General features: G+C 62.8%; 21 protein-coding genes. All 21 read right to left on the bottom strand.

What is annotated here, in order from left to right:
• Window positions 1-35: 35 nt before the first annotated feature.
• Window positions 36-845, bottom strand: a complete 810-nt coding sequence (gene tatC / locus H7F36_RS10165; RefSeq protein ID WP_187054552.1) for a twin-arginine translocase subunit TatC — start codon at window positions 843-845, stop codon at window positions 36-38.
• Between the two features lie 69 nt (window positions 846-914).
• Window positions 915-1,376, bottom strand: coding sequence for a Sec-independent protein translocase protein TatB (gene tatB / locus H7F36_RS10160; protein WP_187054551.1), 462 nt, complete (start codon window positions 1,374-1,376; stop codon window positions 915-917).
• Window positions 1,377-1,389: 13 nt separating this feature from the next.
• Entirely contained in the window at window positions 1,390-1,626 is a 237-nt protein-coding gene (gene tatA / locus H7F36_RS10155) for a Sec-independent protein translocase subunit TatA (RefSeq protein ID WP_187054550.1), read from the bottom strand.
• 44 nt (window positions 1,627-1,670) lie between these two features.
• A complete protein-coding gene (locus H7F36_RS10150; RefSeq protein ID WP_187054549.1) occupies window positions 1,671-2,030 on the bottom strand; it encodes a histidine triad nucleotide-binding protein in 360 nt (119 codons plus the stop codon).
• Window positions 2,020-2,409, bottom strand: a complete 390-nt coding sequence (locus H7F36_RS10145) for a DUF4870 family protein (protein ID WP_187054548.1) — start codon at window positions 2,407-2,409, stop codon at window positions 2,020-2,022. Before H7F36_RS10145 ends, H7F36_RS10150 begins: the two co-directional genes overlap by 11 nt.
• Window positions 2,410-2,418: 9 nt before the next feature.
• Window positions 2,419-2,796: a phosphoribosyl-ATP diphosphatase gene (locus H7F36_RS10140; RefSeq protein WP_187054547.1), complete on the bottom strand. Its 378-nt coding sequence runs from the start codon at window positions 2,794-2,796 to the stop codon at window positions 2,419-2,421.
• The gene (gene hisI / locus H7F36_RS10135; protein WP_187054546.1) at window positions 2,793-3,185 is read right to left on the bottom strand and encodes a phosphoribosyl-AMP cyclohydrolase; all 393 of its coding nucleotides are present in this window, start codon (window positions 3,183-3,185) and stop codon (window positions 2,793-2,795) included. The genes H7F36_RS10140 and hisI overlap by 4 nt, the downstream gene beginning before the upstream one ends.
• 20 nt (window positions 3,186-3,205) lie before the next feature.
• Window positions 3,206-4,006 (bottom strand): imidazole glycerol phosphate synthase subunit HisF, encoded by an 801-nt coding sequence (gene hisF, locus H7F36_RS10130; RefSeq protein ID WP_187054545.1) that lies wholly within the window; start codon window positions 4,004-4,006, stop codon window positions 3,206-3,208.
• Between the two features lie 44 nt (window positions 4,007-4,050).
• Window positions 4,051-4,893 (bottom strand): D-hexose-6-phosphate mutarotase, encoded by an 843-nt coding sequence (locus tag H7F36_RS10125; RefSeq protein ID WP_187054544.1) that lies wholly within the window; start codon window positions 4,891-4,893, stop codon window positions 4,051-4,053.
• 143 nt (window positions 4,894-5,036) lie between these two features.
• The gene (gene hisA, locus H7F36_RS10120; protein WP_187054543.1) at window positions 5,037-5,780 is read right to left on the bottom strand and encodes a 1-(5-phosphoribosyl)-5-[(5-phosphoribosylamino)methylideneamino]imidazole-4-carboxamide isomerase; all 744 of its coding nucleotides are present in this window, start codon (window positions 5,778-5,780) and stop codon (window positions 5,037-5,039) included.
• 24 nt (window positions 5,781-5,804) lie between these two features.
• Entirely contained in the window at window positions 5,805-6,452 is a 648-nt protein-coding gene (gene hisH / locus H7F36_RS10115) for an imidazole glycerol phosphate synthase subunit HisH (protein ID WP_187054542.1), read from the bottom strand.
• 14 nt (window positions 6,453-6,466) lie between these two features.
• On the bottom strand, window positions 6,467-7,123 hold the full coding sequence (gene hisB, locus H7F36_RS10110; RefSeq protein WP_261802568.1) for an imidazoleglycerol-phosphate dehydratase HisB: 657 nt from the start codon (window positions 7,121-7,123) through the stop codon (window positions 6,467-6,469).
• Complete coding sequence (gene hisC / locus H7F36_RS10105; RefSeq protein ID WP_187054541.1) at window positions 7,120-8,244, bottom strand: histidinol-phosphate transaminase; 1,125 nt, start codon at window positions 8,242-8,244, stop codon at window positions 7,120-7,122. The genes hisB and hisC overlap by 4 nt, the downstream gene beginning before the upstream one ends.
• 58 nt (window positions 8,245-8,302) lie before the next feature.
• Window positions 8,303-8,701, bottom strand: a complete 399-nt coding sequence (locus H7F36_RS10100; RefSeq protein ID WP_261802567.1) for a hypothetical protein — start codon at window positions 8,699-8,701, stop codon at window positions 8,303-8,305.
• A 49-nt stretch (window positions 8,702-8,750) separates the two neighbouring features.
• Window positions 8,751-10,082 carry a histidinol dehydrogenase gene (gene hisD / locus H7F36_RS10095; RefSeq protein ID WP_187054540.1) on the bottom strand — a complete coding sequence of 444 codons (1,332 nt, stop codon included), beginning with the start codon at window positions 10,080-10,082 and terminating at the stop codon, window positions 8,751-8,753.
• Window positions 10,083-10,132: 50 nt separating this feature from the next.
• Window positions 10,133-10,777 (bottom strand): ATP phosphoribosyltransferase, encoded by a 645-nt coding sequence (gene hisG, locus H7F36_RS10090; protein WP_187054539.1) that lies wholly within the window; start codon window positions 10,775-10,777, stop codon window positions 10,133-10,135.
• Entirely contained in the window at window positions 10,774-12,063 is a 1,290-nt protein-coding gene (gene murA, locus H7F36_RS10085; protein WP_187054538.1) for a UDP-N-acetylglucosamine 1-carboxyvinyltransferase, read from the bottom strand. The genes hisG and murA overlap by 4 nt, the downstream gene beginning before the upstream one ends.
• A 54-nt stretch (window positions 12,064-12,117) precedes the next feature.
• On the bottom strand, window positions 12,118-12,360 hold the full coding sequence (locus H7F36_RS10080) for a BolA family protein (RefSeq protein ID WP_187054537.1): 243 nt from the start codon (window positions 12,358-12,360) through the stop codon (window positions 12,118-12,120).
• A gap of 5 nt (window positions 12,361-12,365) precedes the next feature.
• Window positions 12,366-13,130: an ABC transporter permease gene (locus H7F36_RS10075; protein ID WP_187054536.1), complete on the bottom strand. Its 765-nt coding sequence runs from the start codon at window positions 13,128-13,130 to the stop codon at window positions 12,366-12,368.
• Window positions 13,127-14,074 (bottom strand): ABC transporter ATP-binding protein, encoded by a 948-nt coding sequence (locus tag H7F36_RS10070; RefSeq protein ID WP_187054535.1) that lies wholly within the window; start codon window positions 14,072-14,074, stop codon window positions 13,127-13,129. The genes H7F36_RS10075 and H7F36_RS10070 overlap by 4 nt, the downstream gene beginning before the upstream one ends.
• A gap of 83 nt (window positions 14,075-14,157) precedes the next feature.
• A complete protein-coding gene (locus H7F36_RS10065) occupies window positions 14,158-14,436 on the bottom strand; it encodes a lipid asymmetry maintenance protein MlaB (RefSeq protein ID WP_187054895.1) in 279 nt (92 codons plus the stop codon).
• Window positions 14,437-14,445: the final 9 nt, after the last annotated feature.

The following is a 14,445-nucleotide window of genomic DNA, read 5'->3' as shown; positions in this document are numbered from 1 at the left end:
CCTTCGGCCCATCAGCCCATCAGCCCAATTTCAGCTCAAAGCTTGGCATCGACTTCGGTCGATGCCGCGATGTCGTCGGGCTTCTTGCTGTGCTTTACGAAGTATTTCGCGCCGAGAATGCCGATCTCGTACAGCAGGCACATCGGGATGGCGAGTGCCAGTTGCGACACCACGTCGGGCGGCGTCAACACGGCGGCGACGACGAACGCGACCACGATGAAGTAGCCACGAAAAGAGCGGAGCTTTTCGACGGTGACCATCTCGAAACGCACCAGCAACATCACCACGATCGGCACCTGAAACGCGACGCCGAACGCGATGTACAGCGACAGGATGGCTTCGACGTATGACGAGATGTCGGGCGTCGCACTTACCGACACAGGCGTGAAGCGCTGGATAAAGCCAAACATCTTGTCCAGCACGAAGAACTGCACGAAGCCGATGCCGGTGTACGCCAGCAAGCTGCCGAAGAAAATCAGCGGCAGGGCAAAGCGTTTTTCGTGGCTGTACAGGCCAGGCGCGACGAACATCCAGATCTGGTACATCAGCCAGGGCAGCGCCAGCAACACCGAGGTCATGCCCAACACTTTGAGCGGCACGAAAAACGGCGAGAACACGCCAATGGCGATCAGCTTGCCCCCGGTGGGCATGTGCGCGCGAATCGGCACCGCGATCATGTCGATCAGACCGCTGGGGCCGGGCCAGATGGCGAGCAGCGCCGCAGCGACGGCAAGACCGTAGGCGCAATACAGCAATCGATCGCGCAGTTCCACGAGATGCGCGACGAAAGGCTGCTCGGTGCCGGCCAGTTCGTCTTCTTTGTTATGGGTATCGGAATCAGCCATGGGGAGCAATGGAGAACAAGGAGCGCTGTCGGACGCCGTGCGGCGCGCGAGGGTCGCTGGGGTGGTGCGCTAGTTGATCTTGTGGGGGCGGAAGCGCGCAACGCGCGCCGCACCCGAAAGCGCCTTGGTGCGCACACCGTTGCGCGACTTGTACCACTGCGGGGTGGCGCCCTGTTTCAGGCGCCAGTTTTTGCGGGGATGCCTGTATTCCGGAACCACCGGCTCCGGCTCAGCCAACGCCGACAACGTTTCGGCGCTGCTGCCGGAGAGCTGCTTTTCGAGATCGCTCGCGCTCGACTGGATGCTGCTTTGAACGTCGCGCGCCGCGTCTTCGACAGTGCTCTTCATCTTGCGCAACTCATCGAGCTCCATCGACCGATTGACCTCGGACTTGACGTCGTTGACATAGCGCTGCGCCTTGCCCAGCAGCATGCCGACGGTGCGCGCCACGCGGGGCAGCTTTTCGGGACCGATGACGACCAGCGCGACCACGCCGATCAGCGCCATCTTCTCTAGACCGAGGTCGAACACTGGGTGCGGCGGCTCAGGACTTCTGACGCGCTTCGACGTCGATCGTCGACTTGTCGGCGGCCGGGTTCGACGTTACATGACCGGCAGGCGGTACCGCCGTGTCGGTGTTCGACCCGTCTTTGACGCCGTCCTTGAAACCCTTGACGGCACCGCCGAGGTCGCTGCCCATATTGCGCAACTTCTTGGTGCCGAACACCATCACCACGATCAGCAGCACGATCAGCCAATGCCAGATAGAAAAAGAACCCATGGAAGACTCCTGAAGAATGTATGAATTTTAGTCTTGCGGCGATCTCAGCCGCGCAGCCACGGACGCGGGCCGCCCATGACGTGAACATGGAGATGGTGCACTTCCTGCCCACCTTCGGCGCCGGTATTGACTACGACGCGAAAGCCGCCTTCCGGGTAAGGCCGGCAGCCCTGCTCCGTCGCTAGGCTGGGCGCCAGCGTCATAATTTTTCCCATCAGCGCGGCGTGTGCGGGTGTCAGTTGCGCCATCGACGGAATATGGTCTTTGGGCACCATCATGAAATGGACCGGCGCCCAAGGCGCGATGTCGTGGAAGACGAACAGGTCGTCGTCTTCGTAGACCTTGCGCGAAGGAATCTTGCCTTCGATGATCTTGCAGAAAACGCAGTTCGGGTCAGACGACATTGCTGGTGTCCATCGGGCGGCCGTCGTTCATGCGGATCATTCCCTTGACGATGCGGTAGAGAAACCACAGGGAGATCAAGCCCCAGGCAATCCAGCCCGGCACCAACAGCAGCAGCCAGAGCCACGAGGTCAGCAGGTACAGCACCCCAGCCCACAAGACTGAGCGAATGCGCCAGCTGAAGTGCGACGCCTGCCAAGTGCCGGCCGCATCATCGCGTTTGACCACGTCGATCACCAGCGCCACCAGCAGCAGCACGACCGACACCTGGGCACCGGGCAACACGGCGCCGATGGCGACCACCAAATGCAGCACGTAGCTGACCCAGCCCCAGGTCTTGAGCGAGTTGTCGGGTTGAACAGTCACGATGTCGTTGGCCATGACGTCCTTTCAGTCGTTTGATGCTTCGCGGTCTTGCGCCTTGCGCAAGGACTTTTCTTCGATGCCGCTTGTGCCTTCGCGGCGCTCCAGCTCGGCCACCACGTCACGCGGCGACAGCCCGTAATGTGCCAGTGCCACCATGCAGTGGAACCACAAGTCCGCCACTTCGTTCACTATTTTTTTTGCGTCGCCGCCGTGGTCGGCATCTTTGGCGGCCATCACGACTTCAGTGGCTTCTTCGCCGATCTTTTTCAGAAAGGCATCCGGGCCACGATGCAACAACCGGGCCACGTAGCTCGTGTCCGGATCGCCGCCGCGGGCGGGCAACCGGCTTTCGATCACCGCAGCAAGGCGATCGAGTGCGTCGTCGATTCGGCTCGTGCTCATGATTTATAGATCGTTTCAGGGTCTTTGAGGACAGGCTCGACCGCCGTCCATTGCCCGCCTTCGTACTTGCTGAAGAAGCAGCTGTGGCGCCCTGTGTGGCAGGCGATGCCGGGTTCATGGCCGAGTTGCGTGACCTTGAGCAACACGACGTCGTTGTCGCAGTCCATCCGGATCTCGTGGACCTTTTGTTCATGGCCCGACTCCTCGCCCTTGAACCACAACTTTTCGCGCGACCGGCTGTAATACACCGCGCGGCCGAGCTCGGCGGTCTTTTCGAGCGCCTCGCGGTTCATCCAGGCGAACATCAACACGTCGTTGCTGCCGCGCTCCTGCGCGATGACCGGCACCAGGCCGTTCGCGTCCCACTTCACTTCATCGAGCCAATTCATTGGTGCATTGTCCCGGATCGCTAAATCCGCATCGGGATGCCACGGGAGGCCATCAGGGTCTTGGCCTCGCCGACCGTGAACTCACCGTAATGAAAGATGCTCGCCGCCAGCACCGCATCGGCACCGCCGGTCTGCACGCCGTCCGCCAGATCGGCCAGTGTGCCGACGCCGCCGGAAGCGATCACCGGGATGCCGATCGCATCGCTCACGGCACGCGTGAGTTCCAGGTCGAAGCCGCTCTTGGTGCCGTCGCGGTCCATGCTGGTCAACAGGATTTCGCCGGCGCCGCGGCGTGCCATTTCGATGGCCCATTGCACAGCATCCAATCCCGTGTTTTGCCGCCCGCCATGGCTGTACACATCCCATCCGGGGCCGACGCGCAGACCGTTCGGCCCGGTGCGCTCAGCCTCTTCGGCGCTGCGACGCTTGGCATCGATGGCGACCACGATGCATTGCGCGCCGTACTTGTGCGAGGCGTCGTCGATGACCTGCGGGTTCGCGATGGCGGCGGAGTTGAAGCTGGTCTTGTCGGCGCCCGCGTTGAGCAGCCGCCGCACGTCTTCGACGGTGCGCACGCCGCCGCCGACGGTCAGGGGAATGAATACCTGCGACGCCACCGCTTCGATGATCGGCAGGATCAAATCGCGACCGTCGCTGGTGGCGGTGATGTCGAGAAACGTGAGTTCGTCGGCGCCTTGTGCGTTGTAGCGCGCTGCGATTTCCACTGGGTCGCCGGCATCGCGCAGTTCGAGAAAGTTGACGCCCTTGACGACACGGCCACCGGTGACGTCGAGGCAAGGAATGATCCGTTTGGCGAGCATGGGTCGGTCGTAAAGAGTCAGCAGAAAATCGAAAAAACAGAGATTCAGAGCACGGTGAATTGTTGCCAGCACTGCCACTGCGCGCCGGGTGCCAGCAGCACGTTCTCGTCGATGCGCGCGGCTTCCACGCAAAGCATGTGCCTGTAGCCGTCATCCGGCATGTCGGTCATCTTGGCGCTGAGCGCGGCGCCTGGGTTCCAGACCACGGTTTCGGTGCAACTTGCGCTTTGGGCGATCTGCAGTGTGCCGGAAGGCTGGACCAGTTTCAGCGGCGCCACCGGTGCACCGTAAACGCTGTCGAACTCGGCGTCGAAGTGCAGCGATTCAGTCATCTCGACGTGCCGTTCATTGCGTACCGAGTCCCAGCGCTTCGCATTCTGCAGGCCTTCCAACCGAGCATCGGCGATGTCGTCGACGTGCAGATAGCTGTGCAGCGCGGCAGCGAAGCTCCACGGTGCACTGTCGGTGTTGATGGCCACGAGAGTGGTGCGCAAACTGCCGGGTGTCAGCGAAATACCAAGGCGCAAATCAAAGGTGTGGGGCCAGAGCGCCCGGGTGGCGTCGTTGTCGCGCAGCACCAGCGTCAGCTCGCCCGCCTTGGTTTCCGGAGCTTCGGTCACGGCCTCCCAAAGCACGTTCCGCGCAAAACCATGCTTGGGCAGAGGGCCACGCTCGTTGAACTGCGGCCAGCACACCGGCACACCGCCGCGGATCGCGCTCTTCCCGTCGAACTGCGCGGCCGGGCTCAGGTAAATCCGCTCGATGCCATCGGCCGTGGTCCACGACAACAGGTGCGCGCCGTGCAACGCCACCACCGCGCGATCGCCGCCGGGCAGCGCCACTGCCAGCGCTGGCTGTCCGCGAAAAAGTAGAGATTGAGTCGGCATGCGCTCGATTCTATGGAGCGTGCGGCGTCGGTCGGTCCACCTTCATGGTGTCGGACGTGTTTCCGAGGCTGATCGAGAGGTTGATCGACCCTCGCTGTCGGCGTCTCGCACGGGGCAGGCCGGGTCGCCGCCGGCTCAGGCTGTCAGGCCGCGCCGAGTTCGTCGGCGCGTTCCTGCGCCAGTGCGAAGTCGAGATCGCCGGAATAGATCGCCCGACCGCAGATCACGCCCTCGACACCATCGCTTTCGACCGCGCACAGCTTGTCGATGTCGTCCATGTTCGACAAGCCGCCGGAGGCGATGATCGGGATCGTCAGCGCCTGCGCCAACCGCACCGTCGCCTCGATATTGATGCCCGACAACATGCCGTCGCGGCCGATGTCGGTGTAGATGATCGATTCGACGCCGTAGTCTTCGAACTTCTTGCCCAGATCGGCGACTTCGTGGCCGGTGAGCTTGCTCCAGCCATCGGTCGCGACCTTGCCATCCTTCGCGTCGAGGCCGACGATGATGTGGCCGCCAAACGCCACGCAGGCATCTTTCAAAAAGCCCGGGTTCTTGACGGCGGCGGTGCCGATGATCACGTAGCGGAGGCCGTCGTCGATGTAGCGCTCGATGGTGTCGAGATCACGAATCCCGCCGCCCAGCTGCACCGGAATCTCGTCGCCGACTTCGCGCAGGATCGCCTTGATCGCGGCGTGATTCTGCGGCTTGCCGGCAAAAGCGCCGTTCAGGTCGACAAGATGCAGGCGCCGCGCGCCGGCCTCGACCCACTTGCGCGCCATGGCGGCCGGGTCTTCGCTGAAGATGGTCGATTGGCCCATGTCGCCCTGCTTGAGGCGAACGCAGTGGCCGTCCTTGAGATCGATGGCGGGAATCAGCAACATGGCATGGCGGCCCGGAAACGGGGCTCAAGGGTTCCAGTGAAGAAAATTGCGGTAGAGCTGCAAACCGTAGTCGGCGCTCTTTTCGGGATGAAACTGGGTAGCAAAAATATTATCGCGTGCGATGGCGGCCGTGAAGGGCGCGCCGTAGTCCGCCTCGCCGACGCTGTGCTTCGCATTGGTCGGCTTCGCGTAGAAGCTGTGCACGAAATAGAAGTAGCTCCCGTCGGGCACACCCGCCCAGATCGGGTGCGGCTGCGCCTGGCGGACCTGGTTCCACCCCATCTGCGGCACCTTGTAGCGGCTGCCGTCGGGCTGCATCCTGCCCGCAAGGTCGAACTTGACCACGTCACCCGGAATGAGCCCGAGGCCATCGGTCGGCCCTTCGTGGCTGTGCGAGAGCAGCATCTGCATGCCGACGCACACGCCGAACAGTGGCTTGCTGGCTGCGGCCTCCAGCACCGACGCCTGCAGGCCCGAATCACGCAGCTCGCGCATGCAGTCGGGCATGGCACCCTGGCCCGGCAGCACCACGCGCGTAGCCTTGCGCACGACGTCGGGGTCGGAGGTCACAAAGACCTGTACGCCGACCTGGTCGGCGGCGTGCTGCACGGCTTGCGACACCGAGCGCAGGTTGCCCATGCCGTAGTCGACCACCGCAACCGTGTTGGCCATGCCGTTCGAATCTTTCAGAGGGAGCCTTTGGTCGACGGAATGACGCCGATCGATCTCGGATCGACTTCGAGCGCGGCTCTCACGGCCCGCGCAAACGCCTTGAAGACCGTCTCGCACTGGTGGTGCGCATTGACGCCTTTCAGGTTGTCGATGTGCAGCGTGACGAACGCGTGGTTCACGAAGCCCTGAAAAAATTCGTAGGTAAGCTGGCTGTCGAAAGTGCCGATCATCCCGCTGGTGAACGGCACGTCCATGACCAGCCCGGGACGGCCCGAAAAATCGATCACGACACGGCTCAAGGCTTCGTCCAGCGGCACGTAGGCGTGGCCGTAGCGGCGAATGCCCTTCTTGTCGCCGATCGCCTTGGCGACCGCCTGGCCCAGCGTGATACCCACGTCTTCGACCGTATGGTGGCCGTCGATGTGCAGGTCGCCCTCGCAATGGATGTCGAGATCGATCAGGCCGTGGCGCGCGATCTGGTCGAGCATGTGGTCGAAGAAACCGATGCCGGTTGACAGTTTCGCCCTGCCGGAGCCATCGAGATTGACGCTGACGGTGATCTTTGTTTCCGCCGTGTTGCGGGTAACGGAGGCCGTACGCGCGCCGGGCACGCCGGAAGAAACGCCGGCCGCGGCCGCGAGAACCTGATCGGGTGCCGTGGGGGTATTCATAAGGATTTTCGGATCGCCGCGAGCATCTGAGCGTTCTCGTCGGCGGTTCCGACTGTGAGGCGCAGGCAGTTCGCGAGCAGTGGATGCATTTTAGAAACGTTCTTCACGAGCACGCCGTGCGCCTTCATGCGATCGAAGGTTTTTCCGGCGCGGTCGCCGCCAGCCTGCCCATCCCCCTCGATGCGCACCAGGATCATGTTGGCGTCGCTCGGCCAAACGGTCACGCCGGGCAACGCTGTCAACGCGGCGAGCAACTTGGCGCGCTCGGCGCGGATGGTTTCGGCCTGTGCCTCGAACACCGCGGCATGCTCAAGTGCGAACAGCGCGCACTCGCAATTCAGCACGCTGATGTTGTAGGGCGGGCGCACCTTGTCGACCTCGGCGATGAGCGCTGCCGGGCCCATCAGGTAACCGAGCCTCACGCCGGCCAACCCGAACTTGCTCAGCGTGCGCATCAAGAGCACATGCCTAAGCTTAGCGATCCTGCCGATATAGCTTTTGCCAGCGAAGGGCTGGTAGGCCTCGTCCATCACGACCAAGCCGCCCTGCGCGCCTTGCACATCGACGATCTTCTCGATAACGCCGTCGTCCCACAAGTTAGCGGTGGGATTGTTCGGATAAGCGAGGTAGACGATGGCGGGCTTCTCAAGCGCGATCGCTTCCAGCATCGCCGCTTCATCGAGTTCGAAGTTAGCGGTGAGCGGTACACCGACGAACCGAAGCCCCTGCAAGTGCGCGCTCATCGCGTACATCACAAAGCCGGGCACCGGCGCCAGCACCGTCGCACCGGGCAGGTCGCACGCCAGCGCCAAAAGCGAAATCAGCTCGTCCGACCCATTGCCGAGCATCAGCGCGAAACCCTCGGGCATGCGGGCGTGCGCAGCCAGCGCACGCTGCAGGTCCACACCTCGATCGCCGGGATAACGGTTGATGGCCAGCGCGCCAAGCCGCGCGCCCAGTTCGGCCTGCAGCGCAGGAGGCAGGCCGAACGGGTTTTCCATCGCGTCGAGCTTGACCATGCCGTTCGCGTCTTGCACCGCGTAGGCATGCATTGATTTCACGTCGGCGCGAAAGCGTTGCAGCGCGGGGTTCGAAACGTCGGCGGACGATGCAGGAGTCATGGGCAATCAGGAGATCGAAAGGTTGCGAGGTCACAAGATTGTGCGTCGCGGGGATCGGTCAGTGCGTGCAGCGGTAACTGTTGCGGAGCGCTGCCGACAGCACCAGTTGAACGGGCATATCGGCTTCATAACTTTCGGCGTTGCGCTTCAATTCTGTCTGGTAGAGCGAGCGCGCCATCTCAGGATCGAGCTTGCGATTCTCGACGCAGAACGGTGGCTTCCGGCCTTCGCGCTGCGACGCCTCGCTGGCCTCGCGCAAACCCTCCATCACGCCGACCAGGTAGTAGCCGGCGTAGACCTTGCCGTTTTTCTCGTTTGCTTCGAGCAGCTTGAACTGGCGGATCGTCATCGCATTGGCGGCAGTCGTGCACAACACTGCAAATACGAACACCGCGCCCAAATTGGTCAGCGTTGAAATTCGATGAAAGGTGGCCCAGCGCCTCAGCATAGAAAACATACCGGACATCGCGAATTGGTTGCGGGACTGAAGGACTGAAGCACTGAAATCAGGAACCCCGGGAGTTGCGCAGTCGCATCGCCGCTGCACGGGCATGGGCGAACAGCCCCTCGCCTTCGGCCAGCGTGACGGCTATCGGGCCGAGCGTTTGCGCGCCCTGCTCGCTCACCTCGATCAGACTACTGCGTTTCTGAAAATCGTAGACGCCGAGCGGACTTGAAAAGCGCGCCGTGCCGGACGTCGGCAAGACATGGTTCGGCCCAGCGCAGTAGTCGCCGAGCGTTTCACTGGTGAAAGCGCCCAGAAAAATGGCCCCGGCGTGGCGCAGCAGCGGCTCCCACCGATGCGGCTCGCTGCTCGACACCTCCAGATGCTCGGGCGCGATGCGGTTGCTGATTTCGCAGGCTTCTTCCATGCTGCGCGTGTGGATGAGCGCACCGCGGCCGTTCAACGACGCAGCGATGATGCCGGCGCGCGGCATGTCGGGCAGCAACCGATCGATCTCCTGCTGCACGCGATCGATGTACGCCGCATCGGGGCTCAACAACACGCTCTGCGCCAACTCGTCGTGCTCGGCCTGGCTGAAGAGGTCCATAGCAACCCAGTCGGGTGGCGTGGTGCCGTCGGCCAACACCAGGATTTCGCTTGGGCCGGCGATCATGTCGATGCCGACGGTGCCGAACACGCGGCGCTTGGCGGCCGCCACGTAGGCGTTGCCCGGACCAGTGATCTTATCGACGGCCGGAATGGTTTGCGTGCCGTAAGCCAGCGCGCCAATGGCCTGAGCGCCGCCGATCGTGAAGCCGCGCGTAACGCCGGCGACATAAGCCGCAGCCAGCACAAGCGGGTTCTTTTCACCGCGCGGCGTCGGCACGACCATGATGATTTCGCCAACTCCGGCGACGTGGGCGGGAATGGCGTTCATCAGCACGCTCGACGGATAGGCTGCCTTGCCGCCCGGCACATAGATGCCGACGCGGTCGAGCGGCGTGACCTTTTGGCCGAGCAGCGTACCGTCGGCGTCGCGATAACGCCAGCTCTCGCCCGATGCCTTTTTCTGCGCCTCATGGAAGCTGCGCACTCGTGCAGCCGCGGACTGGAGCGCCTCGCGCTGCACGGCGGGCAACTCCTCGAAAGCGGCTTTCATTTCCGCCTGCGTGAGCTCGATTTGCTGCATCGATGCGGCATCGAGCCCGTCGAAGCGGCGCGTGTACGCGAGCACCGCCGCATCGCCGCGCTGTTGTACGTCGGCGAGGATGTCGGCCGCCACTTTTTCGATGGCGGCATCCGCCTCGGCGGACCAATGAAGTCGCGCTTTGAACTCGGCCTCGAAATTGGCCGATGCAGTGGAGAGTCGCGCTGGGTAGGCGGTCAATTTCATGACGTCAAAGGATCGGAGGGAAGAAGGCGGAAAGAGTCACGGCGCGAGGATCAAGATGTCGTCGCAATCGCCGACGCGAACGCATCGATGATGCGGCGGATGGGCTCGCGTTTGAGCTTGAGCGCCGCTTGGTTCACCACCAGTCGGGCGCTGATTTCCATGATGTGCTCCACCTCGACCAGGTTGTTGGCCCGCAGCGTGTTGCCGGTCGAAACGATGTCGACGATCGCGTCGGCCAGCCCGGTGAGTGGCGCCAGTTCCATGCTGCCGTAGAGCTTGATGAGGTCGACGTGCACGCCCTTGACGGCGAAGAAGTCGCGCGCGATGCCGACGAACTTGGTGGCGATCTTCAGGCGCGAGCCCTGTCGCACTGCATGGGCGTAGTCGAAGTCGGCGCGCGCCGCCACGCTCATGCGGCAGGCGGCGATCTTCAGGTCGAGCGGCAGATACAAGCCGGCGTTGCCGTGCTCGATCATGGTGTCGAGCCCGGTGACCCCGATATCGGCACCGCCCCACTGCACATAAGTAGGCACATCGGACGGCCGGACCAGCACCACGCGCACATCGGGCTGGTTGGTCGCGAGAATCAGCTTGCGCGATTTTTCAGGGTCTTCAGTGACCTCGATCCCGGCCGCGGCCAGCATGGGCAGCGTCTCGTCGAAGATGCGCCCTTTTGATAAGGCCAGCGTGATCAAGCAGGCGCTCCTGTCAGGCGCTCGATGTCGGCACCCAGGCCGCGCAGCTTGGTTTCCATGCGGTCGTAGCCGCGGTCGAGGTGGTAAATGCGGTCGATGAGTGTCTCACCGTCGGCCACCAGGCCGGCGATGACCAGGCTGGCGGAGGCTCGCAGATCGGTCGCCATGACCGTGGCGCCCGACAGCTGCTTTACACCCTCGACCATCGCAACCTTGCCTTCGACGTGAATGGTCGCGCCGAGACGAACCATTTCGTTCACATGCATGAAGCGGTTCTCGAAGATGGTTTCCGTGACCATCGAGGCGCCCTTGGCGATCACGTTGAGTGCCATGAACTGCGCCTGCATGTCGGTCGGAAAGCCCGGGTACTCGGTGGTGCTGAAGCTCTGCGCCGTAAGGTGCGCGTGCGCCGGCCCCTGCGAGCTGATGCGCACGCCGCCCGCTTCCGCAGCCACCTTGCAGCCGGCCTCGCGCAGCTTGTCGATCACCGCGTCCATGTGCTCGGCGCGTGCATGGCGCAGCAGCACATTGCCGCCGGTGGCCGCCACCGCACAGAGGAACGTGCCGGCCTCGATGCGGTCGGCCACCACTGCGTGTTCGCAGCCATGCAGTTTGGCAACGCCCTGGACACGGATGTGGCTGGTGCCGTGGCCTTCGATCTTCGCGCCCATCTTGATGAGCATTTCAGCAAGGTCGACGATCTCGGGTTCTTGCGCCGCATTTTCGAGCAGCGTTTCACCCTCGGCCAGGGCCGCAGCCATCAAGAAATTTTCGGTGCCGGTCACCGTCACCATGTCGGTCAGGATGCTGGCGCCACGCAGCCGCGTACGGCCCTCCGGCAGCCGCGCGATCATGTAACCGTGCTCGACGACGATCTCGGCGCCCATGGCCTGCAGGCCCTTGATGTGCTGGTCGACCGGACGCGATCCGATGGCGCAGCCGCCCGGCAGCGACACCTTGGCGTGACCGAAGCGCGCCAGCAGCGGGCCGAGCGCCAGTACCGAGGCGCGCATGGTTTTGACCAGTTCGTACGGCGCTTCCGGATTGGTCAGATCGCTCGCGTCGAGCCGCACCATGCCGTTGTCGTCGCGCTCGGCCGCGACGCCCATGTTGCGGACCAGCTTGAGCATCGTCGACACGTCTTGCAGACGCGGCACATTGCGCAGCGTCACCGGCTGGTCGGTCAGCAGCGCCGCGCACAACTCGGGCAGCGCGGCGTTCTTGGCGCCGGAAATGAGCACTTCGCCCTGGAGCGTGCGCCCACCGCGAATAAGAAGTTTGTCCATCGAGAATCCAGCGAAAAAATCAGGGCCATCGGGCGGCTGTCAAAAATGCAGCCGCTATGTTTGCGACGCCGCCCATTCGGTCGGCGTGAAAGTCTTCATCGAGAGTGCGTGCACTTCGTCTGTATGCATTTTCGCACCGAGGGTGGCGTAGACGCGCTGATGTCGCTGGATGGCGCGCTTGCCTTCGAATTCCGCCGACACGATGGTGGCATACCAATGCCGGCCGTCACCTTCCAGCATGATGTGCTCACACGGCAAGCCGGATTGAATGATCGATTGAAGTTCATCGGATGTCATCTTGCTCAGCCCCGAATCTTGTAACCAATGCGCAGCAGATTGACGGCGATGGCGCTCACGACGAGCCAAGCGACTCCGACAATGCCGAAGCTGAGCCAAGGCGACGCATCGCTCACGCCGAAAAAGCCGTAGCGGAAGCCGTCGATCATGTAGAAAAACGGATTAAGGTGACTGACGGCCTGCCAGAACGGCGGCAGCGATCCGATTGAATAGAACACTCCCGACAAAAAGGTCATCGGCATGATGAGGAAGTTCTGGAACACCGCCATTTGATCGAACTTTTCAGCCCACAGGCCAGCGATCAAACCGAGTGTTCCGAGCATTGCCGAGCCCAAAAACGCGAACACGAGGATCCACACCGGCGCCGCGAACGGCGGCATGGCGAAGAAGATGGTCACGATGAAAACGCCGAGCCCCACTGCCAAGCCGCGGATGATCGACGAACCGACGTAAGCAAAGAACCAGCCCCAGTGCGACAGCGGCGTCAGCAACACGAACACCATGCTGCCCATGATCTTGCTCTGGATGATCGACGAGGAGCTGTTCGCGAACGCGTTTTGCAGCACGCTCATCATCACCAGACCCGGAATCAGGAACGCGGTGTAGCTGACGGAGCCATACACCTTGACGTGGTTTTCAAGCACGTGGCCGAACACCATGAGGTAAAGCACCGCGGTGAGAACAGGCGCCCCGACCGTCTGGAATCCAACTTTCCAGAAGCGCAGCACCTCCTTGTAGAGCAACGCGTGCCAACCTGTGACGGCGATCATCGTGCCACCTCCAACGGAGCCCGCTCGCCCGCCATCAGGTCGATGAACACGTCTTCAAGATCGGCCTTGCGCATCTCGACGTCTTCCACCGCCACGCCAGCTTCGCGGATCGCGGTCAGCAGTTGTTCCACTTCGTGCGCGTTTTGCGCGGGCAACTGCACGATGCGCCCGGTGATGCGGGCGTGTTGGGCGATGGCCCAAGGCAGCGACGCATCCGTCTTGAAACGGAGCACGTTGCTGGCCGCCGAACTGAGAAGTGCGCTGGTGCGGTCGAGCGCAATCACGCGGCCCTGTTTCAGCATCGCGATGCGATTGCATAGCGCTTCGGCTTCTTCGAGGTAGTGCGTGGTGAGCAGCACCGTGCTGCCCTGCTTGTTGAGCTTGGCGATGAATTGCCAGAGCGTCTGGCGCAGTTCGACATCGACACCGGCGGTAGGCTCGTCCAGCACGATCACGGAAGGCTTGTGCACCAGCGCCTGAGCCACCAGCACGCGACGCTTCATACCGCCTGAGAGCTGGCGCATGTTGGCGGTCGCCTTGTCGGCCAGACCAAGGCTCTGCAACAGCTCGTCAATCCACGCGTCGTTGTTCTTGATGCCGAAGTAGCCGGACTGAATGCGCAACGACTCTCGCACATTGAAGAAAGGGTCGAAGACGAGTTCTTGCGGCACCACGCCGAGCTGACGTCGCGCATCGGCAAAGTCGCGTTGCACGTCGAAGCCGCGGACGCTGATGCTGCCTGTCGTCGGGCGCGAAAGCCCGGCGAGCATGCTGATCAGCGTCGTCTTGCCCGCACCGTTCGGGCCCAGGAGGCCGAAGAATTCGCCCTCTTCGATCTGGAAATTGACATCGTCGACCGCACGCAAGCCGGGTTTGCCTTGAGCGCGCTGTTGACGGGAGGGAGGATAGGTCTTGGAGACCGATTGAAAGGAGATCGCTGGCATGGGGAGCCGATGATTTTACGGGTCGGCGCGAATCTGGGGCGCCGTAGGGGCAGCACGGCGCTTATTCGACCACCGGCACCACTTCAAGGAGCGGCAGGCAACAGGCCGGCAACACCGTAGAGCGAGGCCAGTTCACGCAAGCGGGCCGAGAGCCCCTTGACGGCAAAACCGCGCCCGAGCGCGCTGGCTTCACGACGGCATTCGAGCAGCACCGCGATCGCCGACGAATCGAAATGCGAAAGCGCACTGGCATCGATGACTGTCGCCGTACCGGGCTCCGACTGGCCTGCCATGCCCTGCTGCAGCATGCGCATGCACGCAGGTGCCTCTTCATGCGTGAGCTTGGAGGGCAGGACAAGCATCATGTGTTT

The sequence above is a fragment of the Variovorax sp. PAMC28562 genome, from assembly GCF_014303735.1.
Taxonomy (GTDB): domain Bacteria; phylum Pseudomonadota; class Gammaproteobacteria; order Burkholderiales; family Burkholderiaceae_C; genus Variovorax.
This window is presented reverse-complemented; position numbering and strand designations above follow the sequence as displayed.